The sequence below is a fragment of the Kurthia sp. Dielmo genome (genome assembly GCF_000307285.2).
GTDB classification, from domain to species: Bacteria; Bacillota; Bacilli; order Bacillales_A; family Planococcaceae; genus Kurthia; species Kurthia populi.
In genome coordinates this window covers 144,807-159,333 of record NZ_HE578961.1, presented here as the reverse complement: position 1 = coordinate 159,333, position 14,527 = coordinate 144,807, and the positions used below count along the sequence as shown (strand labels likewise).

At 40.7% G+C, this 14,527-nt stretch carries 13 protein-coding genes; all 13 read right to left on the bottom strand.

Features of this window, described 5'->3' with window-relative positions; all coding sequences use genetic code 11:
* Positions 1-18: 18 nt before the first annotated feature.
* The 13 genes from KTHG_RS16340 to KTHG_RS16280 all read right to left on the bottom strand — a co-directional run bounded on the left by KTHG_RS16340 (position 19) and on the right by KTHG_RS16280 (position 14,513).
* The gene (locus tag KTHG_RS16340; RefSeq protein ID WP_139995262.1) at positions 19-654 is read right to left on the bottom strand and encodes a hypothetical protein; all 636 of its coding nucleotides are present in this window, start codon (positions 652-654) and stop codon (positions 19-21) included.
* A 61-nt stretch (positions 655-715) separates the two neighbouring features.
* Positions 716-3,754, bottom strand: a complete 3,039-nt coding sequence (locus KTHG_RS16335; protein ID WP_139995260.1) for a hypothetical protein — start codon at positions 3,752-3,754, stop codon at positions 716-718.
* A gap of 16 nt (positions 3,755-3,770) precedes the next feature.
* Entirely contained in the window at positions 3,771-4,280 is a 510-nt protein-coding gene (locus KTHG_RS16330) for a hypothetical protein (protein WP_139995258.1), read from the bottom strand.
* Between the two features lie 458 nt (positions 4,281-4,738).
* The gene (locus tag KTHG_RS16325; RefSeq protein WP_139995256.1) at positions 4,739-5,593 is read right to left on the bottom strand and encodes a hypothetical protein; all 855 of its coding nucleotides are present in this window, start codon (positions 5,591-5,593) and stop codon (positions 4,739-4,741) included.
* The gene (locus KTHG_RS16320; RefSeq protein ID WP_139995254.1) at positions 5,590-6,036 is read right to left on the bottom strand and encodes a hypothetical protein; all 447 of its coding nucleotides are present in this window, start codon (positions 6,034-6,036) and stop codon (positions 5,590-5,592) included. Before KTHG_RS16320 ends, KTHG_RS16325 begins: the two co-directional genes overlap by 4 nt.
* A 3-nt stretch (positions 6,037-6,039) precedes the next feature.
* Positions 6,040-6,663, bottom strand: coding sequence for a hypothetical protein (locus KTHG_RS16315; protein ID WP_139995252.1), 624 nt, complete (start codon positions 6,661-6,663; stop codon positions 6,040-6,042).
* The gene (locus KTHG_RS16310) at positions 6,663-7,415 is read right to left on the bottom strand and encodes an Ig-like domain-containing domain (protein WP_139995250.1); all 753 of its coding nucleotides are present in this window, start codon (positions 7,413-7,415) and stop codon (positions 6,663-6,665) included. Before KTHG_RS16310 ends, KTHG_RS16315 begins: the two co-directional genes overlap by 1 nt.
* A 31-nt stretch (positions 7,416-7,446) precedes the next feature.
* Positions 7,447-7,905, bottom strand: a complete 459-nt coding sequence (locus KTHG_RS16305; protein WP_139995248.1) for a hypothetical protein — start codon at positions 7,903-7,905, stop codon at positions 7,447-7,449.
* Between the two features lie 34 nt (positions 7,906-7,939).
* Positions 7,940-9,172: a phage major capsid protein gene (locus KTHG_RS16300; RefSeq protein WP_139995246.1), complete on the bottom strand. Its 1,233-nt coding sequence runs from the start codon at positions 9,170-9,172 to the stop codon at positions 7,940-7,942.
* Positions 9,173-9,333: 161 nt separating this feature from the next.
* Positions 9,334-10,932, bottom strand: a complete 1,599-nt coding sequence (locus tag KTHG_RS16295; RefSeq protein ID WP_139995244.1) for a hypothetical protein — start codon at positions 10,930-10,932, stop codon at positions 9,334-9,336.
* A gap of 21 nt (positions 10,933-10,953) precedes the next feature.
* Entirely contained in the window at positions 10,954-12,342 is a 1,389-nt protein-coding gene (locus tag KTHG_RS16290; protein WP_139995242.1) for a hypothetical protein, read from the bottom strand.
* Positions 12,343-12,876, bottom strand: coding sequence for a hypothetical protein (locus KTHG_RS16285; RefSeq protein WP_139995240.1), 534 nt, complete (start codon positions 12,874-12,876; stop codon positions 12,343-12,345).
* The gene (locus KTHG_RS16280) at positions 12,876-14,513 is read right to left on the bottom strand and encodes a hypothetical protein (RefSeq protein WP_139995238.1); all 1,638 of its coding nucleotides are present in this window, start codon (positions 14,511-14,513) and stop codon (positions 12,876-12,878) included. The genes KTHG_RS16285 and KTHG_RS16280 overlap by 1 nt, the downstream gene beginning before the upstream one ends.
* Positions 14,514-14,527 lie beyond the last annotated feature (14 nt).

Here is a 14,527-nt window from a genome sequence, read left to right as displayed (position 1 = left end):
GCTTTTCAGTAGCCCATTTTAGCCTGAAACTGTGTCGCTATCAACAGTTTTCATCGGATCGACGCGGCGAGCTACGAATGTGCAAGCACGTTCAGAAGTTACAGTGTCGGTTGAGAAACCAGTACCTTCATTGATAATTTCAAGACCATAGATAACGATTACAGATTTTTGGCCGTATTCGTTGGCGAATGAAATTGTTACATCGAATGGTGGAATTTCATCGGCATAATGTGGTTCTACTTCATCAACGATAGCGTTTGTACGTTCTACCGCATTTGTAGATGAAGCAATTTTACCTGTCATTAAGTCATCCCATTCATCAATTGATAATGGAGAGTCTGTTGAAATGTCACCATTTACATTACCGATTTTGTTAATTGTACCAGATTGTTTTTTCAGCGCTTGTAGTAAAGCATCTTGGTCAAATACTGAGAACACCATTGAACCGGCAATCCCGCGTTTACCACGACTGAAACTTCTTACTTCGGCACTCCCGAAAGTATAGTTAGGCGCTTTCTCACGAGAAATAGAGTATGTAATAGCTTGTAATGAACCGATTACTACGGCACCAAAGCTACATACAATATCGCAACCAGAGAATGTAGTATACGTTTGAGTATACTCAGAAGTCATTGAGTTGTTATATGCTGTCATTGAGAGACACTCCTTATTATGTATGTATTAATATAGAAGGAAGCGGCATCGCCGCGACCTATTAGATTTCGTCTTGTACAGTAATGCGGTTGCGGATTTCTCGGATTTCGTATACTGGACGAATTGCATAATCAATGTCGATGTATGAATACTTCTGAGTGTTACGGTCCGTATTCAGTGTGAAACGGTAGCCGTCGATTAACACGCCTTTGATTGATTCAAGACCAGACTTGATTGCAGTTTGAAGTGAGTTACGGTTCGAGTCGTTGTTTGGTTTACCAATGAATGGATCACCAGCAGCACGAATGATTTTCGTTACTTCACTAAGCACACGTTTAACAGATAAACGACGCATTGGATCGTCAGCTTGTGCCATTGTTACACCATCAGTAATAACAAGGCCGTTTGTAACTGTATCTTTCACTGTAACGAAACCAGCTTGTGTTAAGCGTGATAGTTGGTAGTTAGAGTATGTATAGTTCACAGAGCGTAAAGCGATTGGTTGGTTTGTAGAGCTTTGGTCTTTCGACAATACAGTTACCATACCAGCGTATGCAGCGGCACCGTTCATTGTGAATTTAGAGTTGTCTTCATCAATGAAGTCGCTTTGGAATTCTGTGATTGATACGTTATCGCCAATTGGATAAGGCTCGCTGTTACGGCCAATCATTGGTTTACCTTGTTTTGTTTTAGCGTGTAAATCGAAGTCAAGTTCCATTAGACGTTCTTCACGAGCCTTTACGCCTTTTAACGATTTATCGCCTTGCAATTTAAGACCGATAACACCATGAGTAGTACCAGTTTTCAGCGTTGTGTATGTAGCGTGTTGCGCTAATTGACGAGCAAAGTTGTCAGATGTTTTATAAGGGATGTATTGAGAGTAGTTATAAACAATCTCGCGGTCCTCTTTTAATTCAACTGACTCATGGAATAACACGACTGCAATTTCGCCTGTTGCTGGGTTCTCTACGTCTGGCGCAGTGATCTCAGCAATCTCAGATAGGTATGAATCTTTTTCTTTCATGCCCGCTTCTGTCATGTCGAATGTGAAGATATGATTTAATGCAGAGTGACCATTTAGCATTTCAACTAATTCTTCGATTGTAAGGTTATCCATGTAAGCACTACGAACGATAACTGGGTTCATCTCGAAGTAGTTTGATTGTGCGTAGATAACTGTTTTCTCTTCATTTTCAGAGAACATTGTTTCTGCGTCACCTAATGGTGTAACCACTTTACCAGCAGCTAATGCAGCAGGATCAGCGTAGACAGTTTGTGTTAAGTTAGCAGCTAATACTTCAAATACATAAACATGCGCATTATTTTCACCTAATACGAATTGGTATTTAACAGAAGTTGTTTCACCTGTTTGTACTTCGAAACCGTCGTCCCCTACCGCTACTTCTTGGAAATCAACTACACCATCTGTTGCAATACCTTTGTAGATTTTGCCGTCAGAGATAACCAGTTTGTTTTCAAGTAATGCGTTAGAGAATTTACGGTAGCCGTTGTTTTCGTCATAAATGAATAAGTTTACTTTGCCAGTACCATTGTCTTTAACTAAAGTACGTGTGCCGTTTTCGATATTCATTTTTTTGATTTTGTCTAATTCATCTTGTGTTGTATAAGATAATAATGGAAGAACTTCCATCACTTCATCTGTGTAAACAGAATCAATTGAAGCGGTCATCGTATCTTCTTCTTCAACTTCATGAATTTCGAATTTGTACGATTTAACAAAATCATTGTCGATTGCATCTTCATTGACGATCGGTGTTGCTTTAATCATGCTACTGAATACATTCGCACTGATTGGAGAAACAACTTGGAAATCTTTCGCACGAGGAACGCGGTCTTTGATTTCTTCATCTGCGCCAACGCCAGCTAATACGCGGTAATCTGTAGATAAGTTTTGAATTACAGAATAGATACCGTCAGGAATTTCTTGTACGCGGTTTGCATCAGTAAGTGGCGTTTCTTTAACGCGTGGCGCTAATTCTTTAATCACTTTACCTGTTGCATCTTTTTTAACACGACGTTCAGCGTATGCTGTAGTCGCATAACCAGAGCCTAATTTTTTATAAAGCTCGAAGTTTGAAATAGCTACTTCTTCGTAGTCTGTGTTGTCTTTTTCGAATGCGCGGTCAACTAGACCTTGCGTTTCTAAGAAATCGAATGGTGCCGATGTGAAGATGGCCACTTCATTTAAGATTTCTTTTAATGGCGCATGTGATGCAGAGAACACTGGATAGTCAGATGAAACATCTGTATTCAAGATGATTTGTTTGTAAACAACACCATCAAACGATTTGAATGGTTTATCTTCATCTTCAATGCAAAGTTTATAATCTAGTGTAGTGACTGGTGTACAGATAGAATTTGAACGACCGATTGTATATAGGCCTGGTAGTAAAGCGCCTAGTGTTAAACGTCGAGCTTCTTCACTGCTAGTTGTAACCTCAACGCCCGATTCATCTACGATAGATAAGCGAAGAACGTTGTTGTATTGGTGATCGTTTAATAGATCAATTACTTCTGATAATTCAGAGTTACTATCTAACGAATAATCATTTGCAAGCTCAATTGTATTAACAAGTACTGCGTTTTCCGCTTCAACTAGGCCCAAACGTTTCTCGACGATTGTTGCGCGGTTGGCTGGTTTGTAGAATTTTAATTTTTCTGCGCCAGCTGTATTGTCATATACTAAGAAGTACTCTTTCGCATCATTCGTAGGGAACGCTGCTTTCATACGTAGACGTAAGCTAGAATCTACTGCGAACTCGTAATCCTTCTCGGCGTTTTCACCAGATACGCGTACTGCGTAAATTGTGCGACAGCCTTTTTCGTAAGCATCTTTAATTGCTGGAACTAAAGTAGCTTCTTTCTTCGTGTTTGAATCGTACCCTTTACCAAACATGTATTCAGCGTGTTCTGGTGAGTAGATTGCAATTGCTGCGCCAGTTGGTCCATGGAAGGCAGTACCAACAATCACGATTGATTCAGTTGTACCGAATTGTGATGTGTCGTAGCCGTAGCTATATTCGCTTGTTACTTCCGTTAATGTACCTGGCAGTAATGCTTCGTTTTCAATAAGTCCCATTGGTAGGAATCCTCCTTTAAGTTGTCGCTATTTCAAGGTCATCAATGATGCCATCGAAAATAACAAATTGCTTTTCTGTAACCACTTGATATTGCAGACTTTTAATCGAAAAATTCTCTCGATATGTGTCTAGTGCCGTATCGGTTAGTTGCTGCTTAAAGATGATCTCCCCGACGCCATTACGTTTGAAGTAATGCATATATGAGAAGATGGCGTCTTCTAATTCATTCATAGCTTTAGTTGCTTGCTTGTAATCAGCTGCAAAGACGTCGAATTGAATGATTGAACGGAACCGTTGCGCTCTTACACTGAGAACACGACGTTCGCTTTTGGGAACGCCTTTCTCTGCAATGTATTCTTCACGCGGTACAGGCTTCAATTCTCTCTCCGGTGTTCGACTTAAAATGTTGTAACGGATAAAGGTCTTATTGATGTCTACGTCTGGGTCCCGCTTGATGCGGTCTCCTTCGTTGAAACAGAATTCAATATCTTCATCTGTTGTTTTTGCAATCACCATACCGACCATCTCAATGAAATCTTCGATAGAAGCGTTGCCATCTGCTTTGAGTGATTTACTTGCGTTTGGATTGATGACTTCGGTTTTATCCTCGTCACCATTATTAGTACCGTCTGTAGAAGCGTCTTTATTCGATTCTTGTAAAATATCTTGTATTTTATCTTTATTTTTTCTAAGTAATCCTCTAACTCCTTGTCTTTATTGGGATCTGTGGGCTTTTGCACCTCTGATTTTTTTCGAGGCTTGCTCACAGATAGAGGTGCTAATCGCTCCGTATGGTCAGCAAGTAAGCATTCGAAAGATGCTGTAGAGTTTATTCCACTTCTGCTTTTCATGTTAGTTATCTCCTTCAAATTCCACACGAATACGTTCGGTCGAGAATGGAATAGAAATAGCTGCGTTAACGATAACGCTGTATGTGTAATTCGTTTGTCTTACAAACTCCACATTTAAGATTTCATAATCCTTCACGTATCGTGATTTTTTAATGCTTCAAACGCTTTGTCGATAGCATTACGAATTAAGTTTTGTATGTATGGACGATTTAGTCGTCCTATGTATTGATCTACGTTAATGTAGGCATCTATGTATTTTAATAGTCGATCTACTAAAATAGATTTAACGACCGAACTGTTTGGAGCGAAATTCAATAGGTTTTCACCATGAGCGATACCATCTACATCTGTACGAAAGTATGCAACTTCCATGTCTCCCATATCTTCAATGGATAAATCGAATACCGAATTCCCTAGACCTACATATTTAATTGCATCGAGTACCCCTGTCGTTTCGAGAAGGCACCCTAGTGCTACATTCGCAAATGGATAATTAAGCAAGTTATTTGCTACATAAGCGATTCGTGAACCACCGTTTTGAGTTGCTGTTTGTTTGTAGATTGCATCTCTACCCTTTCGTACTGCTTCAAGGTATTCATCAATATCTTCATACAGCGATGCATGCTCGTCAGTGAACAGTACGGTCACTTTACTCATGGGGCTCATTCTATTCATGTAGTCGACTGCATAGTGAAGATATGCGCCGTCTACCAAATCATAGAAGCGATCATTGATATGAATATCCAATGGCACAAAGTAATCGACCGGTACATTCTCTACCAATTCAACAAAATCAATATGGTCTGTTTTCTCCTGCATATTTACAAGGTACACATCTTCTACTCCAAACACCTTTGCAGTTTTATAAGCATCTACAAGCTCGCAGTCCCCGAAGTATTCGTACGCTTCTTCGTATGTATTAAATGTTTGTGGCTCGCAGATAGATGCTAGTGTTTTCGCCTTTCCAGAAAATAAAATGCTGGTCATTTATTCATCACCTCATAGAACTTCCGAACGAATTTCTCGGGATTCTTTTTCTTTGGTGCCAAGAACACAACACTGTAAACAGGTGTAATACTATCCGAACGTTTGTCAGATTTCTTAGTAACGTGATAAGCATTCATTCCTTCAACCACAACGTCATCTTTACTGAGTAAGCGACTGTATCGCTCTGTCATATAGCCTTTGTAAACAACGGATTTTTCATCGACCGCCATGTTTTGAAAGCTACCTTCACTCGTGCGAATGGCTGCCTTAATAGATTTGATGCGCAGGTTGCGCCCTAGTCCCAAGCATTTAGGACAGTCGGGATTAGCTTGCTTCGTTGCATAATCGACGCAGGAACAAATAATGTCCCCACGAATAATTGCATACGAATCGGTTTGTAGCTTATTGATGATACGTTCAATGCCTTTGTCAAAATGATTCATTGTTTATCGCAACCTTCCAATGGTAGTTAAATTAACGTGATGGCCATGGTTACGATTTCTAATATGGTGAATTGTGCGACGTGGTTCAGCGTAGCCATACTGCCCACAGTTTTCAACTTCTTGCTTCCATTTATCAAGTTCACCTTTTAACTCATTTAATACTGATTTAGCAGACGCTTGCGATGATGGGTTGTTGAATGTGATGTCTGCCAACGTACCGCTGTACCCTGCTTCTGGCACATTCGATAACATCGTACGGAACAATGCATCGTAGGCTGCTTTGTACCGTACATACTGTCGTACCCAAAATGGCAACTTGTCGTAATCAATTGGGCAGCTCGAACGGTACTCTGCTTCCTCAGATGCTTCGCGAATGTAATAAAGCAATAGGTTGTCGTCTAAACCAAGATCCTCTACTAGCGACTTCACTGATTCAAGCGATACGAAACATGGGTACATTTCTGTTGTGAAATTGTATTTAATTCGCTCTAGTGAACGATTAGAATTCTTAGCCTGTATATCTTCGATTGTTATTTCATAGTTATGATTACCGTCTACTTCTTCCAATGGAATGATTTCAATTTTGTTATCATAAATCTTCACATCGAACTCGACTGATTTACGCATTAGATCAACCTCTTTTCAACTTTGATTCGTCCAATAAATTCGTCAATATCTTCATCGAATTCAAATATGAACGACTTTGGTTTCGTGCCCGATTCTGGTTGGCTTGTACAGATAAGGTCTGTTTCGATAGAAGGACCTTCATTTGCTTCATCGCCTTTCTTATCGCAGGAGTCTGCTTCGTAAATAAATGAAACGGCATCTGACCATACTCCATGCTCGTCACCGTCGATTGTACGGACGCGCACGTAGTACTGCCCTTCTGCTGGCAAGTCATAATTGAGTTTCGTTTTTCCGCTAACAATTGCGCGAAAGCTTTTCTTGTGAAATGCTGTGTCGGAACTCACCTCAACTTCATAATGTGATACATCTGCCTTGTCTGGTTTGATTTCTAAACGTGGTTCGTCCAATCGCTGGAAGTCTACTGGATAGCTAATTGTTGGTCGGTCCTCAATTGTGATGCCAGTTGCTACATGGTAGCGGAAGGTGCGATCCAACTTATCTCCTGTAATAGATGTGATACCTCGTCGTAGTGTTACTATATATACGCTTGTATTGGAGCTAGTCGGTTTAACATACACGCTATTTTTATCTACAGAAACAGTGAAGGGAACTTCTTCACCAATCTCTTTATCAGACAAAATAAGCGTGTTTAGATTTACCGTACTAGCTTCTAGTGCAAGTGAGAATTCAATGGCGATGTGATCCTTATCTGGATCAAAGACCATTCCCACTAGACCGAATTGTGTGTACATGTCTAAACACGCTCCTTTATGGATTATTTAATTATTTTGAAGCTTCTTCTTTGGGTTCAGCTTTTTTAGGAGCTACTTTCTTAGCAGGAGCTTTTTTAGTAGCAGCTTTAGCAGGAACCTTTTTAGGTTCAGCCTCTTCTACTACTGGTTCAGCTGGAGTTTCTTCAACAGGTTTTACTTCTGTCTTAGGTTCAGCTTTTTTAGCAGGAGCTTTCGCTTCTACCTTTGGTGCAACAGGTTGTGTTGCGATAGGTGTAGTTTTTAAACTGCGCACCTTGCCTAAACGTTCTTGCTCAATAGCTTCATCCGAAGATAATGTGCCGCTTAGTAATTCCAAGCGACCGCTACCTACAGCAATTCGTAAGTTTGTTGTGTTCATACCGGGAACAACAAGTCCCATCGGTTGAGTGATTGTTAAATGGATACGAGTCAGATCGTCAAAGAATGCGACCTGTCCTCGTGCCAATTTAACCGTTGCCATTACATCCATGTGTTAATGCCTCCTTAATTGGCTTCCATTTTTGTTAGACTGACTTAGTGTTCACAGTAACAGTTGGTGGTACTGGGTAAGTTGGAGCTGCTGCAATGTTAAGAGCAGTTGTGATACCGCGACCGTTGTTGTCAATGCCGACACCATAGCGTTCTTTTGTTTTTAATAAGCGTACATCGACTTCTGGGTTTGTCCATTCGTCCATAGATAACGCTTCTTTTTGTGCGATTGTACCAACCTCATTACGGTCGATGCAGTACATATCAAAACGTTTGCTCACTTTATCGAAGTTTACGAATGGTGAGAAGTTGATTGTTAATGGGAACGGAATACGGTTTTGAACTTGTGAAGGTTCCATGATGTATTGTTGACCTTCGCCGTTGTTAGCTAAACCGAATGGTCCTGGTGTACCTTGTACAGCGCCCCATGGGTGAACGTTTTGGCCGCCTAATGCGCCCCAAGTCATACCGTTACCAACCATTGAGTTACGAGCGAATACAGTCCAAACAAGTGGATGCATAATTACGTCAGTTGGGTTCATACCTTGGCCCATTAATGCCATTACTAATTCAAGGAAATCTTCTGAGCTCATTGTGTCATTGAAAGTACCGTCAGCAGCGCGACCAGTTGTACCAGCTTCGGCAGCTTGCGAACGAATTGCGTTGTTGAATACTGGACGACCATGGCTAGAGAAAGAGTTGAAAATCCATTCCTCTTTGTAACGTGCCATTGCGCGGCCCATTTTACGAGTGTTTAAACCAAGGATGTCGAAAGAACTGTCTTGGATGGCTTCTTCTGTAATAGAGACTTTTAAGCCGATCTTTTTAACACGAATTTCTAACGTGCTGTTCTCGATTGTAGTTTGGTCTAAGTTATCTTCGTTGTAACGAGTACCCTCTCCGACTTCACTAGCAACTAATTCGCCTACTACTGGGATAACGAACACAGTTGATGAACCGCCTTCGACGTGTACAGTTTTCATAAAGCGTGTACCTAAGTATTCTGGTTCAGCTGCTTCACGTAATTGACCTTCTAATACTTTCGGAATTAATTTAACAACGTCTGTTGTTTGTAATGTTTCGCGAATGTTTGCGCGACCCATTGAGAAGTCACCGTTTACGTTACGAGCCATACGTTCCATTAAGTCGATTGACTGTAATGAAACCGATGGACGTTCCGCTGTTTTCCCTTGTTCGTATGCTTCCGTAGCATTTGTTACGTTTTGACGTAATGCATTAATGTGCTGTAATGATTCAGTTAAATTCATGATTGAATTTCCTCCTATATAATAGGAAGGGATTTTATTCCCCTTCCCTGTTTTTATGTTTTTTAAGTTATGTTATGTATGCTTGCATACAAGTATGCGATGATAAATGTATGCAAGACACTTTACAAGGAGCCCTGTAAAGTTAGATATGTATGAGTATGTTATTTAGTAAGTAAGACTTTGATTGTACCGATTGCGCCGTCCCAGTCAAGGAATGTTGGAACACCAGCAAGACCACGTTTAGAGTAGCTAAGTTTCACTTCTGTTGGTTGAGCACCAAATACTTTAAACTTCTCGAAGTCTACAACTTTTAATTGAACGATACCTTGTAGGTCGTCAGCATAGACAATTTTCAAGCCAGTGTCGCCAATTAATGCGCCTTCTGTAGCTGGAACAGCATCCAATGCACCGACTTTGATTTGGATGTCGTGAACATTTACGTCAGCTGTACGTAGGAAGAAGTCGATTTGTGTTTCAGCTGTTTCACCTGCAGCAATCATGCCAGCGTGTGTTAATGGTAATGTACGGTCAGCTACGTTTTGACCATCTGTAAGACCTGGGATGCCAAGGTTCTCGAATTGATGCTCTGCGTTCATGCGTGTGCTATAAACATCTAAAGTGTTTGTGCCACCGTTCATGTGTAAGTCATTTTCGCGGAATGCAGGATCATATGGATAACCAGGGTATTCGTTGTTAGAACGGAATGGAGAGCGAGCAATTGCATCTTCACCACGACGACCATTTTGATACCAAACAGCTGGATTGAATTCAGCAAAGTTCATGCGGTCCTCTAATGCCCAAGTTGCGAAACGAGCAGCACCTTCTGGAAGTAAGTTGTTAGAAGCTTCGTATACTTGACCGATAACTTGTTGACGTTCAGCTTCGTATTCAGAGATTGTCATAGCCGCTACTGCTTCTTCATATGATAATGGAGAGATTGTGATACGACCGTTTTCGTCTGGTTTTAATAAAGCACCCGGGAATAAGTTTCCGTATACAGATGACCATGGGTTTAGTTCAGCTTTGTTCTTGTATGCGAACCAAGGTAACTCAACTAATTTATCCGTTGCGATTGCACCCGGCATCATACCGTTGAATGCATCGTCATCACGAGTGTATTCATTACGCATAATCATACCTACTGGAATGTTACCAGCGCGAACTGCTACAGGAACACCAGCGCCATTTACGATTCGACCAGTGTCAGCATCGACTTTGAATCCGCCATCAGTTAATTGTTTTAATGCTCCGCCGACTTTGAATCCTTCGAAGCCACGAGCATTATATGTACCAGCTGTTACTGGAGTCCATTCTTTACCGATACCACTCATGTCAGCGCCTTGTGCTGCTACTTCGATAATATCAGTTTCTTTAGCGTCTACGAATGTATCGTATTTATCACCCATTTGACGTAAACGAACAGGAACACCACCGTTTGCTAATGTTAATGTGTTGTGTTGTTTCTTCATGTCGAAGTCTGTTAAATCCATTGTTGGATCGATTGCAACGATACGACCACGCGGCATTACCATTTGGTTGTAACCATAGCCATAACCATATGTGAATAATACTGGTAAGCGGTCATCCATTTGATATTTGATGTTTAAAATGTCATGCTCAGATGCATTTAATTTTGTATTTGTACGATTGATGCGGTCAGTTTCGTTACGGTAGCCCGGTAAATTCGCTTGGAATGTTTCGCCGCGGCCCCCTGGTTGTAGGAATTGTTGACCTGTGTAATTACTTGGATTAATAGCCATGTTTAATTTTCACTCCTGTGATTAGTATTTGATATGTTGAGATGCAACGTTACTAAAGATGTTAGCTGCCGCTTCTTCAAGTTCCATGTTAGACATGATTTTGATACCAGTTGTTTTAGTTGATTCAACTGCAATAGTAGGATTCTCTGCTTTAGAAATGTTAGCAGCACTTTCTTTTACAGCGATACCGCTAGTGTTCACTGGTTCTTCTTGTGTTGTTTTTGTTGCTGGATCTTCTTTCGAATTGTCGTTGGCAGATTCAGCGTATACACCACGTTGCACAGGTTCTAATGTTTGCACATTTTCACCGGCAGGATTTTCCGAAGTTGTTTCGGGTTCATGCTCTGCAGGCTCCTCTTTTTGAATACCGTTCATTGTTAATTCTTCAAGCTCGTCAGCAAGACGGTCTTTTAAAGATTCAATTGTACGGTTTTCAAATTTGCTACGGTTCAGTTCCCCTTTGCCGTTAGCAATTGAGATGCCGTTAAGTGAGTCAAGAAGTACGGAGCGCAGTTCCGTTTCTTTTGACACAACTTGTTGTTCAGCGCGTTGACGAAGTTGAGTTTCGTTGTTCGCACTTTCTTTCAGTTCCATGATTGTTTGTTGATCCGCTTTATACTGTTCGCTTTCAGTGAAGCTAACAGATGTTTGCGGTTCAACGCTTGTCGCTGGAGCTGGTGTAGAAGTCGTAGGTTGTTGATTACCTAGATCCTCTGACGTTTTTTGTACCATGTTTGAACCTCCCTCTAGGTTGTTAAAATTTGCACTCTCTGAGAACGTCACAGATTTTACACTATTGTTTTCCAAAATGCGAGTATTTTTTGAGAACTTATCACTAGGTACAACGACATATGAAATTTCCTTAACATACATGTCATTCATATCCCATGTGCAAAGCTGTCCATTATAGAATGTTCCACGAGCGTGGTGAGGACAGCCATCCTTCTCAGAAATAATGTGATGATCACAAATTGAGCATCTTACATCGTTCACTCGCACACCGATTGAAGTTGTTAATAATCTGCCATCGAGTACTTGTTCAATCGCATCTTCATCATAGATGACGGCTTGAATAACGACACAAGGCAGTCCCGCTTCACCATTCTCTCTGTATTCTGCAGACAGTACACGTCCGATGACTTTCCCGTCTTTCTCGTTGTGATGTAGGATGACTGGTTTAGCGTACGGTGCTGTCCATGATGGTAGACCTTGCTTCATGCTTTCTTTTGTATAACGAGTAAAGTTACTCGTTACAGATTCATGAATTGCTTCAATCTCAACAATTAATCCTTTGTTCGGTAATTTAATAGCATTTTCTGCCGCTACTTGTTTGTCGGCTTCTGTGAAATTCATCTTTCCAACGACTGTACTGTCAATTGGTTTGAATCCTTCATATTCTTTGAAATCCATTTACGCAGTTACTCCTTCCTTTTTTAAACTTAAACGACAGCTACAGTACGAGTGATAAGCGGGGATTTCATTGAAATCAACGCGGGCTGTGTCGATAGTTGCTTCGTGTTCTTCACGATCTTCACTGTCACCGAATTGCACGTAAATCTTTTTAGTGCCGAGCTGTCTCGCTGTTTGTGCATAGCTGTACCAATACGTTTTAGGAATGATGTATTCCATAAGGAAACGTAAACGATATTCCAGAGATGAAAAAACAGCTTGAACGTCTTCGCCTTTTTTGATAAGCGATTGGATGTCGTTCAATAAAGTTGAAACCTTTTCTCGTGCATGCTTCTTAGCTTCACTCATAGTCAACGCTTTAATCGAGTAGCGTTCTTTGAGCTTGTGGTCGTTGATGCAACGAGTAGAACCAGTATGCGATGCATTTTCAATTAACGCATTAATTTCTTTTAAGAGTGCATCTTTACTGATTTTAATAATTTCATCGAAATCATCGAAGCCCTTATTTTGATGCTTCACTAAATCAGTACGCATTAAATCGAACTTATTATATACAGATTGAAAATCTTTTTTATTTTTTCTAATCTTTTTTGGGCAATCAGCTCTCCATCATCCGCTTCTTTCACATTTACAGAAGTTGTGCCATGTTGATTCGTTGGGCGGTTACGTGTAGCAATGTCGTTGTTCGGTGTATTGCTCGCCACTTTACCATTGCCATTATTTTTATTTTGGTTATTTTGGACGGTTCCTTGTTGTGCCGCTGCCTTAGCTGTTTTATCAGCAATCTTCTCAGCAGTTTGAGCAGCCTTCTCTGCTGCAGCTGCATCTACTTTTGCCTGCTCTTGGAGAATTTGTACAGAGCTTTCTGTTTGTTTTTCAATCGTATTCGCAGATGATTGGTCTGTAATAAGACGAGCGTATAGACGTTCTTCATCTACTTCTTCTTTTTTACCAATCGCACGACGAGCTTCTTCAAGTGTAGTTAAGTTAGATTGATATTTAAGCATTTCATGATTTTCTAATTTGATACGTGTATCAAGTGCAATTTCATTAAAGATGTAATTAACTGCATCGTCTTCGCTCAGTATTGGATCAAAGCCACCTTCTAGTAAAAGTTCATTGATAATTTCGTTCTCCACGAAAATAGAAATGATTCGTTGAACAAACTTAATGACATCATGTGCTCGACTCTCCATTGCGTCAGCATCTCCAGCGGTTGTGCCTCGCCCCATTTGTGAATCCGACACACTTAATGCAGTGAACACGCGTCGCTCGAAATAATTTAGATAGTTCGTGACGTCGATAGCCGAACCCTCCGCTCCGATTGTGGCTACATCAACACGTTCATTGGTAATGATTGAACCATCGTCTGCCATTCGTTCTAGTTCCATACGAAGCTTATCAATTTCGCTTTGTGTACCAGACTGCCCTACCCCAGTCGCCCCCACACGCCAATGATAGATTGGTAGTGAAAAGCGATAGATTAAGCTAATAACATTCCCCTCGATTTTACGAAGCAACTTAACATCTTCTAATGCTGCTGCAATACGTGGCATACCGAAGGCGTCATTTGGACCTCTGTCAAAATACATATGTACAACGTTTTCTGGTTTGAAGATTTTCTCTTTGCCGTCAACGATTTGACGGTATTCTTTGATGACGCCATTTTCGTCGCGCTTTATTGAAACGGAAGCGGGATCAATACGGAAGTAACCAGATACAGGTTGGAATGTGCTACCACCAATTGGTTCAGCTTTTAACGAAACGATGGACCACTCTTGTCGGGACTTCACAAGAAACGCATTGCTAAAGCGATATAGGTCATCCGCGATTTCCTGCATCAACAATTCGAATGGCTTGTCTGTTGCGTAACTAATAATTTTCAAACGTTTCTTCACGTATTGAATTGCTTCTTTGTTTTCGCTGTCCAGCTTCACGCCAGCTTTATAAATTAAGTATGTATATTTTGTAACGGCTTGTTTTATGTATGAATCTGCCTCGATTGCTGTCTTGATTTCTTCAAGGTCGTATTCGGGATAGACGAATTGATTGCGGTCCTCGCCTTGTCTACGGATAAGACCAACAGCTTTCGCTACTAGGTTTTGTAAACTAGAACTATGAATACTGGTACTACTCAATTTCTTTTCTTCTTTCTTAGAAAATGAAAACATATACTGTCCCCCTA